The organism is Streptomyces sp. NPDC052687 (assembly GCF_040678395.1).
Lineage (GTDB): Bacteria > Actinomycetota > Actinomycetes > Streptomycetales > Streptomycetaceae > Streptomyces.
The window spans coordinates 34,128-58,192 of sequence record NZ_JBFATR010000001.1; the positions used below are offsets into that span (position 1 = coordinate 34,128).

23 protein-coding genes and 2 pseudogenes are annotated in these 24,065 nt (G+C 72.4%); 16 read left to right on the forward strand and 9 right to left on the reverse strand.

Features of this window, described 5'->3' with window-relative positions:
* Positions 1–77 precede the first annotated feature (77 nt).
* A complete protein-coding gene (locus tag AB0K92_RS00160; RefSeq protein ID WP_365917913.1) occupies positions 78–854 on the reverse strand; it encodes an SDR family NAD(P)-dependent oxidoreductase in 777 nt (258 codons plus the stop codon).
* A gap of 163 nt (positions 855–1,017) precedes the next feature.
* Between AB0K92_RS00160 and AB0K92_RS00165 the strand changes: the two genes are divergently transcribed.
* Positions 1,018–1,458, forward strand: coding sequence for a nuclear transport factor 2 family protein (locus AB0K92_RS00165; protein WP_365917915.1), 441 nt, complete (start codon positions 1,018–1,020; stop codon positions 1,456–1,458).
* A 118-nt stretch (positions 1,459–1,576) separates the two neighbouring features.
* Here AB0K92_RS00165 and AB0K92_RS00170 read toward each other — a convergent pair whose 3' ends face one another.
* Entirely contained in the window at positions 1,577–1,912 is a 336-nt protein-coding gene (locus AB0K92_RS00170; RefSeq protein ID WP_365917917.1) for a YnfA family protein, read from the reverse strand.
* A 228-nt stretch (positions 1,913–2,140) separates the two neighbouring features.
* Between AB0K92_RS00170 and AB0K92_RS00175 the strand changes: the two genes are divergently transcribed.
* The 5 genes from AB0K92_RS00175 to AB0K92_RS00195 all read left to right on the forward strand — a co-directional run bounded on the left by AB0K92_RS00175 (position 2,141) and on the right by AB0K92_RS00195 (position 6,696).
* Entirely contained in the window at positions 2,141–2,572 is a 432-nt protein-coding gene (locus AB0K92_RS00175) for a hypothetical protein (RefSeq protein ID WP_365918732.1), read from the forward strand.
* Between the two features lie 69 nt (positions 2,573–2,641).
* Positions 2,642–3,808, forward strand: coding sequence for an LLM class flavin-dependent oxidoreductase (locus AB0K92_RS00180; protein ID WP_365917919.1), 1,167 nt, complete (start codon positions 2,642–2,644; stop codon positions 3,806–3,808).
* Entirely contained in the window at positions 3,805–4,464 is a 660-nt protein-coding gene (locus tag AB0K92_RS00185; RefSeq protein WP_365917921.1) for a CE1759 family FMN reductase, read from the forward strand. The genes AB0K92_RS00180 and AB0K92_RS00185 overlap by 4 nt, the downstream gene beginning before the upstream one ends.
* Before the next feature lie 75 nt (positions 4,465–4,539).
* Positions 4,540–5,277, forward strand: coding sequence for a response regulator transcription factor (locus tag AB0K92_RS00190; RefSeq protein ID WP_365917923.1), 738 nt, complete (start codon positions 4,540–4,542; stop codon positions 5,275–5,277).
* Positions 5,278–6,696, forward strand: a complete 1,419-nt coding sequence (locus AB0K92_RS00195; protein ID WP_365917925.1) for a HAMP domain-containing sensor histidine kinase — start codon at positions 5,278–5,280, stop codon at positions 6,694–6,696.
* A 122-nt stretch (positions 6,697–6,818) separates the two neighbouring features.
* Here the strand turns inward: AB0K92_RS00195 and AB0K92_RS00200 are convergent.
* From AB0K92_RS00200 to AB0K92_RS00210, 3 genes and pseudogenes are all read right to left on the reverse strand, one after another.
* Positions 6,819–7,025 (reverse strand): annotated as a pseudogene (locus AB0K92_RS00200) (HTTM domain-containing protein); the annotation flags it as partial.
* A 54-nt stretch (positions 7,026–7,079) separates the two neighbouring features.
* Positions 7,080–7,388, reverse strand: a pseudogene (locus AB0K92_RS00205) (DUF5819 family protein); the annotation flags it as partial.
* Positions 7,389–7,797: 409 nt separating this feature from the next.
* Positions 7,798–8,235, reverse strand: a complete 438-nt coding sequence (locus tag AB0K92_RS00210; protein WP_010353923.1) for a hypothetical protein — start codon at positions 8,233–8,235, stop codon at positions 7,798–7,800.
* Between the two features lie 466 nt (positions 8,236–8,701).
* Between AB0K92_RS00210 and hemL the strand changes: the two genes are divergently transcribed.
* From hemL to AB0K92_RS00260, 10 genes are all read left to right on the forward strand, one after another.
* The gene (gene hemL, locus AB0K92_RS00215) at positions 8,702–10,018 is read left to right on the forward strand and encodes a glutamate-1-semialdehyde 2,1-aminomutase (RefSeq protein ID WP_365917927.1); all 1,317 of its coding nucleotides are present in this window, start codon (positions 8,702–8,704) and stop codon (positions 10,016–10,018) included.
* Positions 10,015–10,701, forward strand: coding sequence for a histidine phosphatase family protein (locus tag AB0K92_RS00220; protein WP_365917929.1), 687 nt, complete (start codon positions 10,015–10,017; stop codon positions 10,699–10,701). The genes hemL and AB0K92_RS00220 overlap by 4 nt, the downstream gene beginning before the upstream one ends.
* A gap of 138 nt (positions 10,702–10,839) precedes the next feature.
* Positions 10,840–12,084, forward strand: a complete 1,245-nt coding sequence (locus AB0K92_RS00225; protein WP_365917931.1) for a hypothetical protein — start codon at positions 10,840–10,842, stop codon at positions 12,082–12,084.
* A gap of 88 nt (positions 12,085–12,172) precedes the next feature.
* A complete protein-coding gene (locus tag AB0K92_RS00230; RefSeq protein ID WP_365917933.1) occupies positions 12,173–12,790 on the forward strand; it encodes a TlpA disulfide reductase family protein in 618 nt (205 codons plus the stop codon).
* Position 12,791: 1 nt separating this feature from the next.
* Positions 12,792–13,559: a cytochrome c biogenesis protein CcdA gene (locus AB0K92_RS00235; protein ID WP_365917935.1), complete on the forward strand. Its 768-nt coding sequence runs from the start codon at positions 12,792–12,794 to the stop codon at positions 13,557–13,559.
* Between the two features lie 3 nt (positions 13,560–13,562).
* Positions 13,563–15,305: a cytochrome c biogenesis protein ResB gene (locus AB0K92_RS00240; protein WP_365917937.1), complete on the forward strand. Its 1,743-nt coding sequence runs from the start codon at positions 13,563–13,565 to the stop codon at positions 15,303–15,305.
* A complete protein-coding gene (ccsB, locus tag AB0K92_RS00245) occupies positions 15,302–16,411 on the forward strand; it encodes a c-type cytochrome biogenesis protein CcsB (protein ID WP_365917939.1) in 1,110 nt (369 codons plus the stop codon). The genes AB0K92_RS00240 and ccsB overlap by 4 nt, the downstream gene beginning before the upstream one ends.
* An 89-nt stretch (positions 16,412–16,500) precedes the next feature.
* Positions 16,501–17,106, forward strand: a complete 606-nt coding sequence (locus tag AB0K92_RS00250; protein ID WP_365917941.1) for an RNA polymerase sigma factor — start codon at positions 16,501–16,503, stop codon at positions 17,104–17,106.
* Entirely contained in the window at positions 17,103–18,038 is a 936-nt protein-coding gene (locus tag AB0K92_RS00255) for a CU044_5270 family protein (protein WP_365917943.1), read from the forward strand. Before AB0K92_RS00250 ends, AB0K92_RS00255 begins: the two co-directional genes overlap by 4 nt.
* A 39-nt stretch (positions 18,039–18,077) precedes the next feature.
* Positions 18,078–18,509, forward strand: a complete 432-nt coding sequence (locus AB0K92_RS00260) for an SRPBCC family protein (RefSeq protein WP_365917945.1) — start codon at positions 18,078–18,080, stop codon at positions 18,507–18,509.
* Between the two features lie 2 nt (positions 18,510–18,511).
* Here the strand turns inward: AB0K92_RS00260 and AB0K92_RS00265 are convergent, their stop codons facing one another.
* The 4 genes from AB0K92_RS00265 to AB0K92_RS00280 form a co-directional block, all read right to left on the reverse strand.
* The gene (locus AB0K92_RS00265; protein ID WP_365917947.1) at positions 18,512–20,053 is read right to left on the reverse strand and encodes a hypothetical protein; all 1,542 of its coding nucleotides are present in this window, start codon (positions 20,051–20,053) and stop codon (positions 18,512–18,514) included.
* Positions 20,053–22,149 carry a hypothetical protein gene (locus AB0K92_RS00270; RefSeq protein WP_365917949.1) on the reverse strand — a complete coding sequence of 699 codons (2,097 nt, stop codon included), beginning with the start codon at positions 22,147–22,149 and terminating at the stop codon, positions 20,053–20,055. The genes AB0K92_RS00265 and AB0K92_RS00270 overlap by 1 nt, the downstream gene beginning before the upstream one ends.
* Before the next feature lie 88 nt (positions 22,150–22,237).
* Positions 22,238–23,380: a helix-turn-helix domain-containing protein gene (locus AB0K92_RS00275; protein ID WP_365917951.1), complete on the reverse strand. Its 1,143-nt coding sequence runs from the start codon at positions 23,378–23,380 to the stop codon at positions 22,238–22,240.
* Positions 23,381–23,746: 366 nt separating this feature from the next.
* Positions 23,747–23,920: a hypothetical protein gene (locus AB0K92_RS00280; RefSeq protein WP_166001298.1), complete on the reverse strand. Its 174-nt coding sequence runs from the start codon at positions 23,918–23,920 to the stop codon at positions 23,747–23,749.
* Between the last annotated feature and the right edge of the window lie 145 nt (positions 23,921–24,065).

Here is a 24,065-nt window from a genome sequence, read left to right on the forward strand (position 1 = left end):
TACGGGTCCGCTCCGGCCGTTGACCCGTCACCGGTTCCGCTGCCCGCCCCCGCTGCCCGCCCTCACCGCTCGCGCCGCTACTCGCCCTGCTTCTCCCGGTGCAGCTTGGTGTTGGAGGCCTGGGCGCGCGGGCGGACCACCAGCAGGTCGATGTTGACGTGGCTGGGGCGGGTGACCGCCCAGGTGATGGTGTCGGCGACGTCGTCGGCGGTCAGTGGGTCGGGCACGCCCTCGTAGACCTTCGCCGCGCGCTCGGCGTCCCCGTCGAACCGGGTCAGCGCGAACTCCTCCGTCTTGACCAGACCGGGCGCGACCTCGATGACCCGGACCGGGCGGCCGACGATCTCCAGGCGCAGGGTCTCGGCGAGGACGTGGGCGCCGTGCTTGGCGGCGACGTAGCCGGCGCCGCCCTCGTAGGTGCCGTGCCCGGCGGTGGAGGAGACGACGACCACCGTGCCGTCGCCGCTCGCCTCCAGCTTGGGCAGCAGGGCCTGGGTGAGGTTGAGGGTGCCGATGACGTTGGTCTCGTACATCTGCCGCCAGTCGGCCGGGTCGCCGCTCTCGACCGGGTCGAGGCCGAGGGCGCCGCCCGCGTTGTTGACGAGGACGCCGACGGTCCGGAAGGCGGTGGCGAACTCGTCGACGGCCGGGCGGTCGGTGACGTCCAGCTGGTAGGCGGTGGCGGAGTGGCCGGCCGCGTTGATCTCCTCGGCCAGTGCCTCGATGCGGTCCTTGCGGCGGGCGGTCAGCACGACGCGGTATCCGGCGGCGGCGAGCTGCCGGGCGGTGGCGGCACCGATTCCGCTGCTCGCACCGGTGACGACGGCGATGCGGGACGCGGCGGGCGGGGTCATACGGCTGCTCCTCGGGCGGTGGGGCGGGGGGCGGGGGCGACGGCAGGCGGGCGGTACGGGGCGGGACGGACGGTGCGGTGGTACCGCTCGCCAGGATAGGCGTCGGCTCCGGTGGGAGAATGAGTCGGGTGAGTCGGGTGATCCTCCCGATCGGAGGTGGATCATGGGAGAGGCGCGCGAGCTGATGGACCGGCTGACCGCGTCCGTCACCGGGCACGGGCACCTGGAGGCGCTCACCGACCTGTTCGCCGAGGACGCGGTCGCTCTCACCCCGGACGGGGAGCTGCGGGGGCGGGGCGCCGTCGTCGAGTGGTGGGGCCAGCTGACGGAGGCGGTGCCGGACGCCTCGTACCGGCCGGTGAACTCGTACGAGGTCGGTGACACGGCCATCGACGAGGGGGTCTACTCGGGGCGGAACACCGGGCCGGTGCGGCTGCCGTCGGGTGAGGCGCTGCCCCCGACGAACCGGGAGTTCGAGCTGCACGGTGTCGATCTCGCCACCGTCAGGGACGGGCGGATCGTCAGCTACCGGGTCTACTTCGACCAGATGTCCTTCCTCGACCAGCTGGGGCTGCTGCCGGGCGGGGAACCGGAGCGGGGCTGAGCGCCGGAGCCGAGCGGAGAGCCGGAGCGGGGCTGAGTGCCGGAGCCGGGACGGGCGCCGGAGCAGGGACGGGAGCAGGGACGGGTGCCGGAGCCTGGCTGAGCGCCGCCGCGCGGTGTCACTCGCCGCGCGGCGCCCACATGATCACCGCCATGCCGGCGAGGCAGATCAGCGCGCCGGCGAGGTCCCAGCGGTCGGGCCGGTAGCCGTCGGCGAGGACGCCCCACAGGATCGATCCGGCGACGAAGATCCCGCCGTACGCGGCGAGGACGCGCCCGAAGTGGGCGTCCGGCTGGAGGGTGGCGACGAAGCCGTACGCGCCGAGGGCGAGCACCCCGCCGGTCACCCACAGCCACCCGCGGTGTTCGCGCAGGCCCTGCCAGACCAGCCAGGCGCCGCCGATCTCCAGGACGGCGGCGACGACGAAGAGGGCGGCGGAGCGGAGCACGGTCATGCCGGTCAGCGTCGCACGCGCGCGCCGGCGGGCCGGCACCCCGTCCTCGCCCTCGCCGCCACCGGCACCGCTGTCACCTGATGGACGGCGCCTGCCGCCGCCCCCGCGTGGGATACATCCGTCCGGGACGCCTAGGACTGCGGTGTGTGAGGAGTGGGTGGCGTGCGCGGACGAGGGTGTGTGGTGGGTACGGCGGTGGCGGCGCTGCTGCTGGGAGCGGGGCCCGGCGTGGCCGGGGCCGGTGAGTCGCGGGTGAGCGGGGTGCGGGCCGGTGTGCCCGAGGCGGATCTGGCGTATCACGGCGCGGCGGCGCTCGCGGGCGGGTGGCTGGACGTGCGGTTCCTGCCGCGCAACCACGGCCCCTCGGCCGTACCGGAGGCGACGGTACGGCTGCGCTGGTCGGCGGAGCCGGAGAGCCGGCAGGAGCTGCCGCAGGGGTGTGCCCGGTCGGGGGAGCGGGTGGTGCTGTGCCGGCTGGGGGCGCTGGCGGCGGACGGGCTGGGGGAGCAGGTCCGGCTGCGGGTGCGGCTGCGCGGGGCGCCCGCGGAGGTGCTGATGGAGTTCGACACGGTGTGGCGCGGCGGCACGGTCGACCGGAACCGGGAGAACGACCGGCAGCGGGTGCTGGTGCTGGACACCGGGGATCCGTACTACTTCTGAGCCGGGAATAAGGGGCCGTCTCGTTCCGTTCGAAGCTTATAGTTGAACGGTCAACCAATGGAGGCGGCCATGCAGTTCGGGATCTTCAGCGTCGGCGATGTCACGCCGGACCCCACCACGGGGCGGACGCCGACCGAGCGCGAGCGCATCAAGGCCATGGTCGCCATCGCGCTGAAGGCCGAGGAGGTCGGGCTGGACGTCTTCGCGACCGGTGAGCACCACAACCCGCCGTTCGTGCCGTCCTCGCCGACCACCATGCTCGGCTACATCGCCGCCCGCACCGAGCGGCTCATCCTGTCCACGGCCACCACGCTGATCACCACCAACGACCCGGTGAAGATCGCCGAGGACTTCGCGATGCTCCAGCACCTGGCCGACGGCCGGGTGGACCTGATGATGGGCCGCGGCAACACCGGCCCGGTCTACCCCTGGTTCGGCCAGGACATCCGGCAGGGCATCAACCTCGCCATCGAGAACTACGCCCTGCTGCACCGCCTGTGGCGCGAGGACGTCGTCACCTGGGAGGGCAAGTTCCGCACGCCGCTGCAGGGCTTCACGGCGACCCCGCGGCCCCTGGACGGCGTACCGCCCTTCGTCTGGCACGGCTCCATCCGCTCCCCGGAGATCGCCGAGCAGGCCGCGTACTACGGCGACGGCTTCTTCCACAACAACATCTTCTGGCCCGCCGACCACACCAAGCGGATGGTCGAGCTGTACCGCACCCGGTACGCCCACTACGGCCACGGCACCGCCGAGCAGGCGATCGTCGGACTCGGCGGCCAGGTGTTCATGCGGAAGAACTCGCAGGACGCGGTGCGCGAGTTCCGGCCGTACTTCGACAACGCGCCGGTCTACGGCCACGGGCCCTCCCTGGAGGACTTCACCGCCCAGACCCCGCTCACCGTGGGCACGCCGGAGCAGGTGATCGAGAAGACCCTGACCTTCCGCGAGTACGCCGGTGACTACCAGCGCCAGCTGTTCCTGGTCGACCACGCGGGGCTGCCGCTGAAGACCGTGCTGGAGCAGATCGACCTGCTCGGCGAGGAGGTCGTCCCCGTACTGCGCGAGGCGTTCGCGGCACGGCGGCCGGCCGGTGTGCCGGAGGCGCCCACCCACCAGTCCCTGCTGGCCGCCGCCAAGGACCCGGCCGCGAAGGATCCGGCCGCCAACGGCCCGGCCGGCACCGACCCGGCCACTCAGGACCTGGTCAAGGACCCGAAGGAGACCGTGGCATGAGGCTCGTCGTCGTCTCGGCGGGGCTGAGCGTCCCGTCGTCCACCCGGCTGCTCGCCGACCGGCTGGCCGCCGCCACCGCCGCGCGGACCGGCGCTCAGGTGCGGGTCGTGGAGCTGCGCGACCTCGCCGTGGAGATCGCGCACCACCTCACCAGCGGCTTTCCCGGGCGCAGGCTGGCCGCCGCGCTCGACGCGGTGACCGGCGCGGACGGGCTGATCGTGGTCACGCCCGTCTTCTCCGCCTCCTACAGCGGCCTGTTCAAGTCGTTCTTCGACGTGCTGGAGCGCGACGCGCTGGCCGGGAAGCCGGTGCTGATCGCCGCGACCGGCGGCTCCGCCCGCCACTCACTGGTGCTGGACCACGCCCTGCGCCCGCTCTTCGCCCACCTGCGCGCCGTCGTCGCCCCGACCGGGGTCTACGCCGCCTCCGAGGACTGGGGCGCGGAGGGCCTGGAGGGGCGGATCGAGCGGGCGGCGGGGGAGCTGGCGGGGTTGATGGGCGCGGTGGGTGCCGGGGCCGCGACGGCCCCGGCCGCGGTCGCCCCTGCAGCGGTCGCCCCGGCCGTGCCGCAGCAGCAGGGCGCCTCCGATGCCGCCGGTGAGCTGACCGTCGTGCCCTTCGAGGAGCAGCTCGCCGCGCTGCGGCGGAGCGGGTGAGAGGGCAGTAAGAAGCGGGGCCGGGCGTCGCCGGCGGCGGTCGTACGGCCGTACGGCTTTGCCACACTGGGACGCGTGGCCCCGACTGTTCTGCTCGCCGAAGACGACCGCGCGATCCGGCACGCCCTGGAGCGGGCGCTGACCCTGGAGGGCTACCGGGTGACGGCGGTCGCCGACGGCGTCGAGGCGCTGGCGCAGGCGCACCGCACCCCGCCGGACGTGCTGGTCCTGGACGTGATGATGCCCGGGATCGACGGCCTCCAGGTGTGCCGGGTGCTGCGCGCCGAGGGCGACCGTACGCCGATCCTGATGCTGACGGCGCTGGTGGAGACCGCGGACCGGATCGCGGGCCTGGACGCCGGCGCCGACGACTACGTGGTGAAGCCGTTCGACGTGGAGGAGGTCTTCGCCCGGCTGCGCGCGCTGCTGCGGCGGACGGCCGACGCGCCCGGGATGCCGGTGCGGCAGGCCGCGCCGGCGCCCGTGCCCGCGCCCGCGAGACCGGCCGGGGACCGGCTGATCGAGGCCGCCGGGCTGCGGATGGACCCGCGGGCGCGGCGGGCCTGGCGCGGCGAGCGCGAGCTGGAGCTGACCCGCACCGAGTTCGAGCTGCTGGAACTGCTGGTGCGCAACGCGGGGATCGTCCTCGACCACTCCACGATCTACGACCGCATCTGGGGCTACGACTTCGGGCCGGGCTCGAAGAACCTCGCCGTCTACGTCGGCTATCTGCGCCGCAAGCTCGACCAGCCCGGCGCCCCGCAGCTCATCCACACGGTGCGCGGCGTGGGCTACGTGCTGCGGGAGAGCTGAGTGGGGTGGCGGCCGCGGCTGGTGTCGCTGGGCACCACGTTCGCGGTGTCCTTCGCGACGGTCACGGCCGCGGTGACTCTTCTCGTCGGCTTCCTGTCGTACAACGCCGCCGCCCGGCTGGTGCGGGTGGACCAGGTGTCCGTGTTCGACGAGGTCGTGCAGGATCTGCGCGGTGAGGTGCGGCAGTACCGGATGAGCCCGGCGGACTTCTCGTCCTCCGCGCCGGGCCACGACCTGGTACGCCCGGCCCGCACCGATGTGCAGGTGCTGGGCCCGGACGGCGGCATCGTCGACAAGGGCAACCCCGGCCTGCCGGTCACCGGCTCCGACCGGGAGGTCGCCGCGGCGTGGACGGCCGGGCAGCTCGTCGTGCACGCGGACGTCGACGTCGGTGACGACGTCTACCGCGTCGCGACCGTCGCGCTCGGCGGCGGCCGGGGCGCGGTGCAGGTGGCGCAGGAGTTCAGCGACACCGAGGACCTGCTGCGGGCGCTCCAGCAGCGCACCGTGCTGCTGATGGCGGCGGTGGTGGTCGCGGCCGGGCTGTTCGGCTGGTGGCTGGCCCGGCGGATCACGCGGCGGCTGGTGATCCTCACCGACGCCGCGGAGGCCGTCGCCCGCACCCGCCGGCTCGGCATCGAGGTGCCGGTCACGGGACACGACGAGGTGGGGCGGCTCGGCCGCGCCTTCGACCGGATGCTCGGCCGGCTCGCGCAGTCCGAGGAGGACCAGCGCCGCCTGGTCCAGGACGCCGGCCACGAGCTGCGCACGCCCCTGACCTCCCTGCGCACCAACATCTCCCTGCTGCGCCGGATCGACGAGCTGCCGCCCGAGACCCGCGCGGAGCTGGTCGCCGACCTCGGCCAGGAGGCCCGTGAACTGACCGATCTGGTGAACGAGTTGGTGGACCTGGCGGCCGGTCAGTCCGACTCGGAGCCACCGCAGCGGGTCGACCTCGCGGACCTCGCCGAGGACGTGGTGGGCCTGGCCCGCCGGCGTACCGGCCGGCAGATCACCCTGCGGGCCGCCGGCGACACGACGGTGCGGGGCCGGCCGGGGATGCTGACCCGGGCCATGTCCAACCTCGTGGACAACGCCGCGAAGTTCGACCGCACGGGCACCACCCCCATCGAACTGGTCGTCATGGGCCCGGCTCCCGGCGCCCTCGGCCCGGTGCGCGTCGAGGTCCTCGACCGCGGCCCCGGCATCGCCGCCACCGACCGCGACCGCATCTTCGACCGCTTCTACCGCGCCCCCGACGCCCGCTCCCTGCCCGGCTCCGGCCTCGGCCTGTCCATCGTCCGCGAGGTGGCCCTCGCCCACGGAGGCACCACGTTCGCCTGCCCGCGGGCCGGGGGCGGGTCGGCGATCGGGTTCACGGTGCGGGCGGGTGCGCCGGAGACCGGGGACCGCGCCTGAGCCGGTGCCCGAGGAGCAGGGCGACGATCACCACACGATCACGCATCCACCTCCGCCCCCGGCGCGCTCCTGGTGCCGCGGGCGGATCTCTGGTTCCCGTCCTGCCGTCCGTCACCGCGGCTTCAGACCGGGGCCTCGGGTCTTGCCCGCGGCGGTACGGACCGGCCCCCCGCTTCCTCGCGGGGCCTCGGCAGCCGTACGCCGAGCCGCCGTGCCGTCCGTCGTCCCAGGCGGGGCAGGGCGGTGTAGAAGCGGTCGGGCAGGAACACGGCATCGGCGATGATCATGGCACCCGAGAAGACCGGCAGCCCCAGCAGCACCGCGATGCCGGGGAGCTTCCGCATCTGCTCACTTCTCAGATGCCGGGGAGCTTCCGCATCTGCTCACTTCTCATCAGAGGTCACCTTCCACCAGGGCAGGAGCCGGTTCTCGACCGGTTTCGGCGGGTGGTCTCCGGCGTCGGCGCCGGGTGCCGCGACGGGGAGCGTGAGGACGCGGATGTGAAGGAAGTCGATGTCGCGGCCGCTGTCGCCGCGATGCTCGGCGATGCGGTCCGAGGCGATGTTGTTCAGGTATTCCTGGATCATCACGGCCCGTTCGGAGCGTGCCGTGTCGTCCTCGCCGTGTGTTTCGGTGCAGGAGGCCCAGGCGCGGCGCAGCAGATTCTGTGCCGTGTGGCTGGGAAACACATGGTGTTCGACGGCCCCAGGTGGCGCCTCATGACGGTGGGGTTGACGTTCGCCGCCACGACCGGTCTGCCTCCTGCTTCAAGTCATCGTGCCGGCCCGCGGATTGCCATGGGGCAGGACGTGTGGATCGTGTGCCGCGCCGTCCTGCTCCGGGAAGTCGAAAAGGGAATCTGCTCTTGTAATGTGCCCGCGTGGAAGCCGTCAGGCCTTCCGGATCGCGCGCTCCTGCGGAGCGAAGGGGAAGCGGCGGCGATCCGCCCGCCGCCCGGGCCACTCGGCGTCACGGCGCCCCGGAGGGCCGGTGGCCCCGGCATCAATGCGCCGGCACCTGACGGCCTCCTCCGGCACTGCAGCGGGCGAGGTCCGAAGACCTCGCCCGCTACCAGGAAGACCACTGATCAGTGAGCCCCGCTCAGGGCCACACCAGGCAATAAGGCTGATGCCCCGCCTCGTGCAGGCGGTGGCTGAAGTCCTGCCACTCGTGCAGGAGCTGGTACACGTTGAACGCGTCCCGGGGGCCGCCGCGGTCCGGGACCGTGGACCAGATGAAGGCCGCCGCGCCGACGGCCTCCTCGCCGATGTCGCGGAGGGGGTCGACGACCGTCATGGGGAGTTTCACCACGGCGTAGTCGGGGTGGAGGACGACGAGCTCCAGGGGCGGGACCTTGTGCAGGGGGACGCCCTCGATGCCGGTGAGGACCATCGCGGCCATCGTCTCCGGCTTGATCTTGGTGAACATGCCGTTCATGCCGAGTTCGTCGCCGCCGAGTTCCTCGGGGCGCATCGAGATCGGGACACGGGCCGCGGTCGCGCCGTCCGGCGCGCCGAAGTACTTGTACGTCACCCCCACCCGACCACCATTCCTGCTCCCCGCCCGCAGGCGGTCGATCCGTCCGTCGTCCATACGTCGGTCGAACCGCTCGGGTTCACTCGGTAGATTCCGTGCCTGACGTGTCTCGGTCGTGTCCTCCGCCTCGCGTCGGTGCCTTCCCCGCCGGGCACGTCGAGGACCCAGGTCGTCAGTCCCCTCGCCCAGTCCGCCACCGCGATGCATATCTCCACCCGACTGCTGTTCTAGGACGCGTGGCCCCCGCCGCGCAACCCGATCATCGTGTCAGTGACCTCCCCCACGACCGCGCGCCGAAACGTGCCGGGAAACACCGGTCCGCCAGATCCTCGCGCCGGGAGTTCGGCCCCTCTGACCAAGCCATGCCCAGTCTCGCAGATGGGTGGGGCCGACGCTCGGTTCTCCGGCCGCCTACCCTGAGGAGGTCACCCAGCAACCGGAGTCCGAGAAGTCGGAGAAGTCGCAGGTCATGAGCGAACTGCCCTATTCATACGAAGCGCCTGCCTCGCAGGCCCTGTTCGACCGTGCGGCGGCCGTCACGCCCGGCGGCGTGAACTCCCCGGTGCGCGCCTTCCGCGCCGTGGGCGGAACGCCCCGGTTCATGGTGTCCGGGAAGGGGGCCTGGCTCACGGACGCCGACGGGCGGGAGTACGTGGATCTCGTGTGTTCCTGGGGGCCGATGATCCTCGGGCACTCGCACCCCGAGGTCATCGCCGCCGTGCAGGAGGCCGTCGCCCGCGGCACGTCCTTCGGAACGCCGGGTGAGGGCGAGGTCGCGCTCGCCGAGGAGATCGTCGCCCGGGTCGCGCCCGTGGAGCAGGTGCGGCTGGTCTCCAGCGGCACCGAGGCCACCATGTCGGCCATCCGGCTCGCCCGCGGGTTCACCGGGCGGGCGAAGGTGATCAAGTTCGCCGGGTGCTACCACGGGCACGTCGACGCGCTGCTCGCCTCCGCCGGGTCCGGGCTCGCCACCTTCGCGCTGCCCGACACCCCCGGTGTGACCGGCGCGCAGGCCGGCGACACCATCGTGCTGCCGTACAACGACCTCGACGCCGTGCGGGCCGCCTTCCGGGCGCACCCCGGCGAGATCGCCTGTGTGATCACCGAGGCCTCGCCCGGCAACATGGGCGTCGTCCCGCCGATGCCCGGCTTCAACCAGGGGCTGAAGGACGTCTGCGCCGAGAACGGCGCGCTGTTCATCTCCGACGAGGTCATGACCGGGTTCCGCACCAGCCGCGCCGGGTGGTTCGGCGTCGACGGTGTCGTCCCGGACCTGATGACCTTCGGGAAGGTCATGGGCGGCGGGTTCCCGGCCGCGGCCTTCGGCGGCCGGGCCGACGTCATGGCGCACCTCGCGCCCGCCGGGCCCGTCTACCAGGCCGGCACCCTCTCCGGGAACCCGGTCGCCACCGCCGCCGGGCTGGCCCAGCTGCGGCTGCTCGACGACGCGGCGTACGCCAAGGTCAACGCAGTCTCGGAGCAGATCCAGGCGCTGGTCAGCGAGGCGCTGACGAAGGAGGGCGTCGCGCACACGCTGCAGAACGCCTCCAACATGTTCTCCGTCTTCTTCACCGACCGTCCGGTGCGCGACTACGACGACGCCAAGGCGCAGGAGTCGTTCCGCTTCACCGCGTTCTTCCACGCGATGCTGGCGAACGGCGTCTACCTGCCGCCGTCGTCCTTCGAGTCCTGGTTCGTCTCCACCGCCCACGACGACCGGGCCGTCCAGAAGATCGCCGACGCCCTCCCGGCGGCGGCCCGCGCGGCCGCGGAGGCCACGGCATGAGCGCCGCGGGCCGGGACATCACCGTCGTCTACCTGATGCGGCACGGCGAGGTCGCGAACCCGGACGGCATCCTCTACGGGCGGCTGCCCGGGTACCACCTGTCCGACCTCGGGCGGCGGATGGCCGACCGGGTCGCCGAGCATCTGGCCTCCCGCGACATCGCCCACGTCGGCTCGTCGCCGCTGGAGCGCGCGCAGGAGACCGCGGCGCCGATCGCCAAGGCGCACGGCCTGGACGTCGCCACCGACGCCCGGCTGATCGAGGCCGACAACGTCTTCCAGGGCAAGACCTTCGGTGTCGGCGACGGCGCCCTGAAGCGGCCGGAGAACTGGAAGCACCTGGTCAACCCGTTCAAGCCGTCCTGGGGCGAGCCGTACATCGACCAGGTGGTGCGGATGATGGGCGCGCTGGACGCCGCCAAGGACGCGGCCCGCGGGCGCGAGGCTGTGCTGGTCAGCCATCAGCTGCCGATCTGGATCGTGCGGTCGTACGTCGAGCGGCGGCGGCTGTGGCACGACCCGCGCCGCCGGCAGTGCACCCTCGCCTCGCTGACGTCCTTCACCTACCAGGGCGACCGGATCGTCTCCGTGGGTTACAGCGAGCCCGCCATCGACCTGGTGCCCCCGCATCTGCGCGCCGGTGCCCGGCCGGTGAAGGGGCAGGACAAGGCGTTCGGGGCGTGAGGTACGTACGTCCGTAAGTGCCGCGAAAGTCCCGCGCGTCTGGTTTTTGTGAAAAGAAGATGATTTCGGGGCAACCAACCCGTTCGTCGTGCCCTCTGTCCAGGTGAACCAGCACAGAGCACGACGGACGGGGACGGCATGCGTCACATCAGCCGCAGGGGAGCGATCGGACTCGGGGCGGGGGCCGCCGCCGCGCTCGGGATCGCCGGGTGCGGGAACCCCACCCCTTCAGAGGGCGTCGGTCACGCCGGTGGTTCCCCCGGGCGCAAGAACGGCGACCAGAAGCCGAGCCGGCCCCCGGCCCGTCCGCTCGGTGACGGCTCGACCGCCTACACCGGCAAGCAGCCCCACCAGCCCCCGGCGCCCGAGCCGCTGGAGCCGGGGCAGACCCCGCCGCAGTTCGTCGTCTTCTCCTGGGACGGCGCCGGCGAGGTCGGCAACGGGCTCTTCCCGCGCTTTCTGGACCTGGCGAAGGAACACGGCGCGCACATGACCTTCTTCCTCTCCGGGCTGTACCTGCTGCCCGAGTCGAAGAAGCGTCTCTACGACCCGCCGAACAACCCGCGCGGCGCCTCCGACATCGGCTACCTCACCGACGGCCACATCAAGGACACGCTGACGTACGTCCACCGCGCCTGGCTGGAGGGCCACGAGATCGGCACCCACTTCAACGGCCACTTCTGCGGCGAGGGCCGCGGCTCGGTCGCGCACTGGACGCCGCAGCAGTGGCGCAGCGAGATCGACCAGGCCAAGTCGTTCGTCAAGGAGTGGAAGAGCAACACCGGGTGGACCGAGCTGCCGCCGCTGCCGTTCGACTACGACAAGGAACTGGTCGGCGGCCGTACGCCCTGTCTGCTCGGGCAGGACAACCTGCTGCCGACGGCGCGCGAGCTGGGCTGGCGCTATGACGCGTCCTCGCCGGGCGGGCGCCAGGTCTGGCCGGTGAAGAGGCAGGGCATATGGGACCTCCCACTGCAGCAGATACCTTTCCCCGGGCGCTCCTTCGAGGTCCTGTCCATGGACTACAACATGCTCGCCAACCAGTCCCTGAACTCCACGAACGCGCCCGCGCACAACCACCCGGCGTGGCGGGAGCAGTCGGCGCAGGCGTACATCCAGGGCTTCAAGCGGGCATACGAGACAAATCGGGCACCGTTCTTCATCGGCAACCACTTCGAGCAGTGGAACGGCGGCATCTACATGGACGCCGTCGAGGAGGCGCTGACCCACATCGCGCGCGAGAAGGACAAGGGCGGAGACGTACGGCTGGTCTCCTTCCGGCAGTTCACGGACTGGCTGGACGTCCAGCGGCCCGAGGTGCTCGCCAAGCTGCGCACCCTGGAGGTCGGGCAGGCGCCCGCCGGGGGCTGGAAACGGTTCTGAGGGTGCCCGGAAGCGGTTCTGAAATGGGGGTTTCCGCCTGTAAGGGGGGTGCCCAAGATCCCCGGAACGGGCATGCGAAACTTTTCACATGAGTGCCGCCAGCCGTACCCCCCTGCTCTTCGCCGGTGCCCTCGCCGCCGCGCTGGCGCTGTCCGCGTGCTCGTCCGGGGGAGGGACGTCGGGCGGCGGTGACACCAACCTGGTCACCGGCAAGTCGGGCATCGCGACGGCGGCGAAGGGCGAGCGCGCCAAGGCACCGGAGCTGTCCGGGAAGACCATCGACGGCAAGCGGCTCAGCACCGCCGACTACCGGGGCAAGGTCCTCGTCCTCAACTTCTGGGGCTCCTGGTGCGGCCCCTGCCGGCTCGAGGCGGAGAACTTCGAGAAGGTCCACAAGGACCTCAAGGACCAGGGCGTGCAGTTCGTCGGCATCAACACCCGCGACACCAGCACCACCCCCGCGCTCGCCTTCGAGGAGGAGCAGGGGATCACCTACCCGAGCCTGTACGACCCGACCGGCAAGCTCATGCTCCGGTTCGAGAAGGGCACGCTCAACCCGCAGCTGATCCCCTCCACCCTCGTCATCGACCGGGACGGCCGGATCGCGGCCCGCGCCCTGTCCGCGCTCAGCGAGGAGAAGCTGCGCGGCATGATCGAGCCGGTCCTGGCCGAAGGGCCGGGCGTGTCGGAGAAGTCGGGGAAGTGACGTGACCGTCACGCTCGCCGCGGCCACCGACCCCAACCAGACCGTGCTCAACGGGGCGCTGCTGCTCGCCCTGCCGATCGCCGTGCTGGGCGGGCTCGTCTCGTTCTTCTCGCCGTGTGTCCTGCCGCTGGTCCCCGGCTATCTGTCGTATGTGACCGGCGTCACCGGCACCGATCTCGCCGAGGCCCGGCGCGGCCGGATGGTCGCCGGCGCCTCGCTGTTCGTGCTCGGCTTCACCGCCGTCTTCGTCTCCGGCGGCGCGCTGTTCGGCTACTTCGGCGAGAGCCTGCGCGAGGAGCAGGAGACCCTGACCAGGGTGCTCGGTGTGCTCATGATCCTCATGGGCGTGTTCTTCATGGGCCTGATGCCCTGGTTCACCCAGCGCGAGTTCCGCTTCCACAAGCGGCCGGTCGCGGGGCTGGCCGGGGCGCCGGTGCTCGGCGCGCTGTTCGGGATCGGCTGGACGCCCTGCATCGGCCCGACCCTCGCCTCCGCGCAGGCGCTCGCGATGCAGCAGGCCAGCGCCGGCCGCGGCGCCCTGCTCACCGTCGCCTACTGCCTGGGCCTCGGCCTGCCCTTCGTGCTCGCCGCGGTCGCCTTCCGCAAGGCCCTCGGCGCCTTCGGCTGGGTCAAGCGCCACTATGTGTGGGTGATGCGGGCCGGCGGCACGATGATGATCGCCACCGGTGTGCTGCTGCTGACCGGCGTGTGGGACCGCATCATCCAGGAGATGCAGGTCTGGTCCAACGGCTTCACTGTGGGGATCTGATCCATGAGCAAGACGACAACCAGCACCCCCGAAGGCCAGGACACCGGCCCGGAGACGGGCCAGGCCACCGGCCAGGACGCCGGCCACGACCAGGATCTCGGCGCGGCCGGCTCCCAGCTGTCCACCGCGCCCCGCGAGGAGGCCCCGAACCTGCCCGCGCTGGGCGTGCTCGGCTGGCTGCGCTGGTTCTGGCGGCAGCTCACCTCCATGCGGGTCGCGCTGCTGCTGCTCCTGCTGCTGTCGCTGGCCGCGATCCCCGGCTCACTGATCCCGCAGAACGGCATCGACGCCACCAAGGTCGAGGACTTCCGCGAGCGGCACACCACCCTCGCGCCGCTCTACGACAAACTCGGCCTCTTCGACGTCTACAGCTCGGTGTGGTTCTCCGCGATCTACATCCTGCTGTTCGTCTCCCTCATCGGCTGCATCGTCCCGCGCACCTGGCAGTTCGTGGGCCAGCTGCGCGGCCGGCCGCCGGCCGCCCCCAAGCGGCTGACCCGGCTGCCCGCGCACACCACCTGGCGCACCCAGGCGAAGCCCGAGGAGGTGCGCCGGGCCGCGCTCGCGCTGCTCAAGCAGCGCCGCTTCCGCGCCCATGTTGCCGGGGACGCGGTCGCCGCCGAGAAGGGCTATCTGCGCGAGGTCGGCAACCTCGCCTTCCACATCGCGCTGATCGTCATGCTCGTCGCCTTCGGCTGGGGCCAGCTGTTCAAGTCCGAGGGCAACAAGCTGGTGGTGGAGGGCGACGGGTTCGCCAACACGCTCTCCCAGTACGACGACTTCAAGTCCGGCAGCCTCTTCCACAACGACGACCTGGTGCCGTTCAGCTTCGACCTGAAGAACTTCACCGGCACCTACGAGACCTCCGGCCCCAACAAGGGCACCCCGCGCACCTACCAGGCCGAGCTGACCTACAGCGAGGGCGCCTACGGCAAGGAGCGCCGCACCACCGTCAAGGTCAACGAGCCGCTGGAGATCGGCGACGCCAAGGTCTACCTGGTCAGCCACGGCTACGCGCCGGTCGTCACGGTCCGCGACGGACGGGGCAAGGTCGTCTACCGGGACGCCGTGCCGCTGCTGCCGCTGGACGGCAACGTCACCTCCTCCGGCGTCGTCAAGGTGATGGACGGCTACAAGGACGCCAAGGGCCGCAGCGAGCAGCTCGGCTTCAACCTGTTCTTCCTGCCTACCTACGGCGGCGGCACGATGCTGTCGCAGTTCCCGGCGCTGGTGAACCCGATGCTCGCGGTCTCCGCCTACCACGGCGACCTGGGGGTGAACTCGGGCATCCCGCAGAGCGTGTACCAGCTCAACAAGAAGAACCTCAAGGAGTTCAAGGACGCCAAGGGCGAGCTGCTGAAGAAGCAGCTGAAGCCCGGCGACACCCTGACGCTGCCGGACGGCGCCGGCTCGATCACCTTCGAGCGGGAGGTCCGGGAGTGGGCCGGCTTCCAGGTCGTGCAGGAGCCGGGCGGCGGCTGGGCGCTCGCCGGCGCCGTCGTCGCGATCCTCGGCCTGTCCGCGTCCCTGTTCGTCCAGCGCCGACGGGTGTGGGTGCGGGCGACCGAGGGCCCGGACGGTGTCACCGTGGTGGAGATGGCCGGGCTCGGCCGCAGCGAGTCCGCCAAGGTGCCCGAGGAGCTGGGCGACCTCGCCGCGACCCTGTACGAGAAGGCACCGGGCGCGCCCGCTGCCGACGACCCCTCAGAATCCCCCGTACCTGCCGAAGGGTCTGACGACAAGTGACTCTCGCCGCCGCGACGAACGAAAATCTCGCGAGCCTCAGCAACACGCTGATCTACTCCGCGATGGCCGTCTACACCCTGGCCTTCTTCGCGTACATCGCCGAATGGCTCTTCGGCAGCCGCAGCAAGGTGGCCCGCACCGCGGCCGCGCTCACCCCCGCCAAGGCGACGGCGGCGGGCCCGGCCGTCACCGTGAAGAAGGGCGGCACCACGGCCGTGCTGGAGCGGCCGCGGGTCACCGTGCGGGCGCAGGCCGGGGCGCGGGACGTGCCGGACGGCCCCGGAGCGCACGGGGGGACCGAGAAGGGCGACCTCTACGGCCGGATCGCCATCTCCCTCACCGTGCTCGCCTTCCTCATCGAGTTCGGCGGGGTGCTCGCGCGGGCTCTCTCGGTGGAGCGGGCGCCGTGGGGCAACATGTACGAGTTCAACATCACCTTCTCCACGGTGGCCGTCGGCACGTACCTCGCGCTGCTGGCGCTGAAGAAGAACGTCCGCTGGATCGGGCTCTTCCTGATCACGACGGTCCTCCTCGATCTCGGCCTCGCCGTCACCGTCTTGTACACCGCCAGTGACCAGTTGGTTCCCGCCCTTCACTCGTACTGGCTGTACATCCACGTCTCCACGGCGATCTTCTGCGGCGCGGTCTTCTACCTGGGCGCGGTCAGCACGGTCCTGTACCTCTTCCGCGACTCCTACGAGAACAAGCTGGCCGGCGGCGGCACGCCCGGACGCTTCGCCTCCTCGGTGCTGGAGCGGCTGCCCGCCGCGGCCTCGCTGGACAAGTTCTCCTACCGGATCAACGCGGCGGCCTTCCCGCTGTGGACGTTCACGATCGTCGCGGGCGCCATCTGGGCGGGCGACGCGTGGGGCCGCTACTGGGGCTGGGACCCCAAGGAGGTCTGGTCCTTCATCACCTGGGTCGCCTACGCCTGCTACCTGCACGCCCGCGCCACCGCCGGCTGGAAGGGCCGCAAGGCCGCCTACCTGGCGCTCGCCGCCTTCGGCTGCTGGCTGTTCAACTACTACGGCGTGAACATCTTCGTCTCCGGCAAGCACTCGTACGCCGACGTCGGCCTCGGGGCGCTCCAGGCCGTCGGGTTCTGAGCCCTCGCACCCCGCGCGACCGCACCAGGCCGGTTCCTGTGGCCCGAGTCACAGGAACCGGCCTTCGTCGTACGGACAGGCAAAGGGGCGTGGACACGAATCTGCGGACACGTATCCGCGCGGGGGACCACGATGCCTTCGGCGAGCTGTTCGACGCCTACGCGCGCTCCGTCTACAACCACGCCTACCGGCTGACGGGGGAGTGGGCGGTCGCCGAGGACGTCGTCTCGCTGACCTTCCTGGACGCCTGGCGGCTGCGGGAACGCCTCGACGAGGAGGGCGGCTCGCTGCGCCCGTGGCTGCTCGGCATCGCCACCAACATCACCCGCAACACCCGCCGGGCCGCGCGAAGACACGCGGCGGCGATGGCCCGGCTGCCGCGTGACGAGGCGGTGCGGGACTTCGCGGACGAGGTCGCCGGGCGGGTGGACGACGCGGCTCGGCTGGCCGCCGTACGGATCGCGCTGGCGCGGCTGCGGCGGGCCGAGCGGGAGGTGCTGGCGCTGTGCGTGTGGGCAGGGCTGGACTACGCGGCGGCGGCGCGGGCGCTGGGGGTGCCGGTGGGGACCGTACGGTCACGGCTGTCGCGGGCGAGGACAAAACTCGCGAAACATATGGAACCGCCCTCGGGGCGCGGACAGATGAGAGGTGACCGCACGACAGCGGTCAGGCCCATCAGGGAGGGAAACCGATGAACCAGCTTCCCGAACGAGACCTTCCGCCGGGCCGTCACCGACTCCTCAAGGAGCACCTGATGACCGAGATCCGGCATACCGGCGAAGCCCCCGCCTCCACCCCCGCCGCCGCTCCCGCCCGCCGCCGCGACCGCCGGCTCCGCCCCGCGCTGATCGCCGGTGCCGCGGCGGCCCTCGTCGCCACCCTCACCGTCGCCCTGCCCTCCTCCGGGGAGTCCGCCCCGGCCGCGTCGAAGGAGGCCGTGGCGCTGCTGGAGGACATCGCGCTGGCGGCGGAGAAGGCCGACGAACCGGCGGACATCCGGGACGACCAGTTCGTGTACATCAAGAGCAAGGGCGGCTGGACGACGCACCTGGGCGACGACCGGCCCGCCGAGCTCCAGCCGGTCCACCAGCGCGAGCTGTGGGTGTCGGTGGACGGCTCGCAGGCGGGCATGCTGCACGATCCGTACGCCAGGTCGGACCACGAACTGCTGGAGAAGCAGACCCCCGGCATCCCGTCCAACACGAGCTACCGGCACCTGGAGACCCTGCCCACCGACCCGGACGAGATGTTCGAGTGGCTGAACAAGGTGAGCGAGGGCGGTGACAGCAAGGACGAGGCCAACTTCGTGCTGGTCGGCGACCTGTCCCGGGAGTCGCTGATGCCGCCCGCCCAGGCGGCCGCGCTGTACCGGGCGGCGGCGAGGATCGACGGTGTGTTCGTCGTCGACGACGCGGTCGACGCGATCGGCCGGCACGGGGTGGCGGTCGCCCGGGTCGACGGCGCGGAGCGCACCGAGCTGATCTTCGACAAGAAGACCAAGGAGTTCCTGGGGGAGCGGGTGGTGCTCGTCGAGGACGTGCCCTGGGGGTTCGAGAAGGGTGACGTGACCGGCCGCTTCGCCGTCCTGGAGCGGGCCGTCGTGGACAAGCGCGGCCAGCGCCCCTGACCGCGTGCGCGACCCCCGGCCAGGGGTCAGGCTGGTGTCATGACCGGAAAGACCGGAGCGAAGGCCGGACCGAGGACCGGAGTCGTCGAGCAGGGCACCAGCCAGACCCACGGGAACACGCACATCCTGCACTTCCTGGTGCGGATCCCGCGGACCATGGAGTCGGTGTGGCCCGCGTTCTCCACCCCGGAGGGGCTGGCGGCCTGGTGGACCCCGGCCGACGTGCTGGAACCCCGGCTCGGCGGTGCGGTCACCCTGCGTGAGCTGGGGTCCGGCAGGGTGACCGCCTGGGACGTGGACCGGGTCGCCGAGTACACGGTCGAGGCCGCCGGGCGGATCCGCTTCCATCTGGAGCGGGACGGCGAGCAGGCCAGCGTGCTGCGCTTCACGCACGAGTTCGAGGGCGAGGGGGAGTCGGAGTCCGGGTGGCGGGCCCGCTTCGAGCGGCTGCTCGCCGGCCTCCGGGCGTAGGCCTACGACGGCGGCAGGCACTCCTTGCCCGGCGGCTTCCCCTCCGGCCAGGCGATCTCCACGAACTTCGCCCGCCCCCGCGGCGTCAGCTCCACGATCGGCACGGCCTTGTCGTACGGGTTGCCGTGCACGTCCAGGCAGATCCAGCCGCTGGCCCCGTTCACCCGCAGCGAGCCCTTGACCTGCGGCCACTGGAGTCCGACGTCGGTCAGCGGCGGGTCGGTCCGGCCGTCCGGGGTGGCCTCGCGGATGCCGTGCACGGCGAGCCGCATCGCGTCGTAGGCGATGATCAGCTGCCCGTCCTCCAGGTCGACCGGGCCGATCGGCCCGATGGGCTCGCCGCGGCTGCTCGCCAGCAGTCCGTTCAGTTTCCGGGTGTCGGCGGCCGAGCCGCCGCTGTCCACCCGGTCCTCGGCGAAGGCGTCGGGGTGGGCGAGGGCGGTGTAGCGCACGGAGAGGTTGCGCAGGGCGGCGCGGTCGAGGTCGTGGTCGCCGGTGAGGTAGGAGCCCTCGTCACCGGTCAGGACGGTGAACCTGCGGTCCTGGCAGCCGCGCGCGCCGAGCGCGTTGACGAACTGCCGCAGCTGGGTGTGGCGGCCGGCGAAGAGGATGGTGTCGGTATCCCGCGAGGTGTCGCACACCAGGTGGGTGATCTGCCGGAACGTGTTGGCCGTGGTGCCCTCCCGGCTGCGGTCGGCGGGCGGGGTGAACGGCTGCGGCTCGTACGGCGAACCCTCGATGAGCCGCGCGAACGACTCCTGGAGGGTGCGCGTGTACGGGTCGCCCGGCTTGTCGTAGACCAGCAGCGCCCGCCCCGCCGTCACCTTGGCGAAGGAGGCCAGCGCGCGGGCCTCGTCGGTGTTGGTGGGGGCGACCCGGGCGAGGCCGGGGAACGGGTCGGTGCCGTGCTGTCCGTTGGCGAGGTCGTCGGCGGTGATGGAGGAGCCGACCACGGGGATCCCGCGCCGGGTCAGCTCCCGCACGGCCTTCTTGGTGTGGTGGGTGCTCTGCCCGATGCCGGTGACCGCCCGCAGCCGCTCCGGGCCCTTCGCCAGGCGCTCCAGCTCGTCGACGGTGTGCTCCCAGTGCTCCCCGGTCGCGCCGGGGCTGGCGAGCGCCAGCCGGATCGCCGGGGTCTGCCCGTTGGCGGAGTGGTTGGCCTGGTACTGCGCGAGGTAGGTGCCCTGGAGCTGGTGCAGGACGTGGTTGACGGTGTCGCGGTCGGTCGCGGTGAACGGCTCGAAGAGGGCGACGGTGACGTAGGAGCCCTCCTTGAGTGAACGGTTCTCCCGCTCGATCGCGGCGAGCGTCTCCCGCAGCCGGGGCTGCCCGAAGTCGTACGCCGTCGTGGCCACGCCCACGCACTCGCCGCCGCCGTCGAGGCGTACGACACCGGGGGCGCAGGAGCGGTCCTCGCGGGTGAGCGCGCGGACGGCGAAGGCCAGCCCGGCCACCAGCGCGGCGGTCAGCAGCAGGGCGAGATACCGGCGCAGCGGGATCTCCCAGACGTGTTCGCGCAGCCGGCCCCATGATCCGCCTCGCATCACGCACCCCCAGCGTGTTCGTCGTCGTCCTCGGGCAGCCGGAGCGGCCGTCCGGCCAGGGCGTCCTCGGGCCACTCCCGGGAGGCCCGCCACAGCAGGGCGTTGCCCGCCGGGCGCAGATCGGACAGCTGCTCCAGCTCGAACCGCAGCCGGTCGCACACCGTCGCGTCGGGCAGGACCAGCGGGTCGGACAGCTGCCACACCGCGTGCAGCAGCCGCCGTACCCGCAGGTGCAGCGCCGGGTCGGCCACCCCGTCGGGCACCTGGTACGCCGCGTCGGTGCGCCCGAGCGCGACCGCCGCCCGCCGGTCGCCGCGCCCGGTGAAGTCGCGGCCGCGGTCGTCGTGGGCGTGGAAATAGGGCGCGCCGGCGACGAAGCGGAGGGTGGCGAGCCAGGTGCGGGTGTCCAGGACGGGGAACGCGTCGCGCAGGTAGCCGATGGCGGACCGGTCGGCGCTGAGGGCGAGCTGGTGGTACAGCCGGTATCCGGCGCGCGCGGCGTCGCCGCCGCCGGGCCCGTAGTGCCGGATCAGCGTCTCGTGGGCCTGCCGCCAGCGCGCGTGGTCGGCGTCGAGGTGGTGCAGCCGCAGCAGCAGCAGGGTCCGGACGAAGGGGTCGCCGACGAACTGCCCGGCCGTGACCGGCATTCCCTCGTCGGCGAGCCGGGTCTGCAGGGAGCGTACGTCGGCGGGGCCGAAGTCGTCGGGGAGCAGGGCGTCGGCGAGGGCGCAGGCGGAGTCGTGGTCGTGGGCGGCGGTGAGGACGGTGAGTTCGCCGAGCCGGTCGGCGGGGACGAGCCGGTCGAGTAGTTCCCGGTAGGCGGGCGCGCCCGGCTGGTCCTGGGCCAGGCGCACCTCGCCGGTGAGCAGTTCGGCGGGGGAGGCGGGGCCGGGCAGGCGCTGGGCGGCGGCCTCGGCGAGGACGGTGATGCCGAGCGGGTTGCCGCCGGTCAGGCGGTGGGTGGCGTGCGGCAGCTGGGGCGGCACGGGCAGCTCGCCGCAGGCGGCGCCGACGATGTGCAGGGTGTCGTCCGGGCCGAGCGGCGGCAGCGTCACCAGTAGGGCCCGCGAGGAGGGCGCCCCCGCGGCGGGCGTCCAGTCGGTGCGCCGGGCCAGCTCGGACAGCTCCCGCCGGACGGCGCTGCGCAGGAAGTTCCCGGTGCCGCGCAGTCCGGCGAAGAACACCACGTGGTCGGCGATGCCGTCGGCGCGGTCGCGCAGCACGGCGTCGGTCAGGCCGGGGCCGGGCGGGTGCTGCGCGTTGTCGAGGAGGACGAGCGGCCGCCCGATGCGCCGCATCCGGGGCAGGACGCCGGAGTAGGCGTCGGTGAGGTCGGCGAGCAGGGCGCGCACCAGGTAGCGCTCGGCGTGCAGCCGGGAGGTGCCGCCGGCCCGGAAGTGGCCGGAGAGCAGCATCAGTCCGCGCCGGGCGTGCCCGCCCGCGTTGGGATAGTCCTGGTACCAGAGGGAGGCCCGCTGGTGGCGGCGGTTGCCGAAGCCCTCGGACAGCGAGTCGAGGGTGGCCTCGATGGCCGCGGTGAGCAGCTGCCCGGTGCCGCTGACGGCGGTGACGACGTTGGCGGCGACCTTCCCGGCCCACCGCCCGGCGAGCCCTGACAGCCACGAGCCGCTCTCGTTGAGCAGCAGGATCCGCTCGACCTCGCTGCGGATGCGCTCGGAGTCGGCGTCGTTCCAGCCGCCGGCGGCGACCGCGACCAGGCCCGACATCAGCCGCGGGAAGGGGATCCGCCCGGCTCCGGTGACCGGCGCGGCCAGTTGCTCGGCGACGACGAGCAGGGCCTGCGCGAGCGGCGACCAGGCCTCGCGGGGCCGTCCGGAGGGCGGCGCCGCGAACTCGGGGGCGGCGCAGTCGACGAGCGCGACGGGCGTGTGCCCGCGGTAGGCGTCCCGCAGCTCCTCCAGCACGGCGCTCTTGCCGAGCCCGCGCGCCCCGGCGAGCACGACGAACGGCACGTCGCGCGGGTGCTCGACGGCCACCGCACGGTGCTGGTGCGGACGCAGCCCCACCAGCCGCGGGGCCAGACCTGGCGGATCCGTCCCGAACAGTGCCCCGCGCCCGTGCAACCGTCTGTGCACCGCCGCACCTCCCCCGTCCGACGCGCTGCCCAACTCCAGGTTAAGGAGAGGGACTTGTTTCGGGCCAGGTCGCGTGGTGACCGTTGGGTCACGAAATCGCCGCGGCGCCGGACCGGCCGTGCACGGGGGAGGGCGCCGCGGCCCACCGGTGGGCGCCGCGGGTGAGGTAGGGGCGCTGACGTGCCTGCCGGGACGGCGTGGGCACCCTGGGGTAGAGGCAGGCGTACAGCCGGGCCTCGTTGAGGGCGCGGGAGACCCCGTGCGCGGAGAGCGCGAAGAGGTCGCCGCCGCTGTCGCCGCCCGTGCGGTACCGCTCCACCAGTCCGCGGTGCATCAGAGCCCGCCACACCTCGGGCTCGGCCAGGTGCAGGGCGCGCTGTTCGGGCACGGCCTCGCCGTTCAGCAGGCGTACGGTCAGCCGCCACTGGCGGCTCGGCATCGCCTCCGACAGGAAGCGGGGCAGCGCGGAGGCGGCGGCGATCGCGGCGCGCTCGATGCGCTCGGACAGCAGCTCCGCCCGGACGGTGGCCCGGTCCATGTCGGTGCGGTTCTGCGCGTACGCGGCGGTCGCCCGTGCCAGCGCGCGTTCCTTGAGGTCGCCCCGGAGCCGGCCGATCTCGTGGTTGACGAGCCGGCAGGTCATGCCGACGGGCCGGCGCAACAGCGCGGCGACCGCCTTCAGGTCGGGCTCGTCCGCGTGGACGGCGGCCACCTGGAACTCCTCGTGTGCGCGGGCGAACAGCGCGTCCAGCAGCCGGGTCAGCTCCGCGCGGCGGCGGACGGCCTCGGGGTGGGAGGTCAGGGCGCGGTGGACGGTCCGCACGTTGACGGAGAACGCGGCTGCCAGCCGGTGCGGCACGGTTCCGTCGTGGCGGGCGGGCAGTTGGGCGAACAGTTCCAGGTCCCGGTAGGTGGTGCGGCTGACGCCCAGGAAGTCGGCGGTCTCCGCCGCCGTCAGGCCGGCGGCCGCGCGCAGGTGCCGGATGCCGTTCTCCGCGTCCGAGGAGGGCGTGCACAGGTGGCGGGGCTGGATCCCGAACACCTTCGCCAGCTGCTCGATCCGGCCGGGTTCCGGCACGGAGGTGCCCTTCTCGTACGCGAGCACCCGCGACTTGGACGTGCCGAGCCGCCGGGCCAGTTCGGCCGAGCTGAGCAGCCGTCCGTCGACGCGGCGGCGCCTGCGGATGTCACGCAGTGCCTCGGGGTTGAAAGGAGCCGTGCCACGCGCCATGGAATGCACTCCTCCGCTGTTTTCTCCGCGCACGGTGTGGGCCAACGGTACTGTTTAGGGTCGGCCGCGGGCAGCCCGCGCTCAAGACGCGCCGAGCCGGGCGGCGGTGGCCACCCAGGCCGGGACGGGCGGTGGGTCCCGCCGGTACCGTCTAAGGTTTGAGAGGGTTCTCGAAACAGCGCGGCGCACGGCAGTATCGGTGGCGCGCGACACGGGGGATCGCTGAGCTCCCGTGCTGTTCGACGCGTGAGTACGGATCTCCGGGTGCACAAACAAGTGGGCCCGCCCCCTGGCGATGTTGGCGCACCGGCCCAGGGGGGCGGACCCTGGCCGACCCGGCGATACGCGGCGGGTGAGGCTGCTACCTCATCCGCCGCACCCACGCAGCAGCTCGGCCAGTCCGATCGTGACGCCGGCGGCGTTGACGATCAGCTGGACCCGCTGCATGCGTAAGCGCGGACCGCCAGGTTGATCCGGCTCCTCGGGGCCGGTCGGGTCGGGTGGTTCACCCGGCTCCGGCTCGGTCTCGGAAGTGGCCATGAATGGATCACTCTCCTTTCCTCGGATGCACGCTCGTAGGCAGGTGTTGCCTACAGGCGTGGACCCGGGAAGGAGATGCGACAACCATACCGACTCGCTCGTGGCTTCCCGTGACGCTCTTCGAACAGACAGTGCACAGATTCAT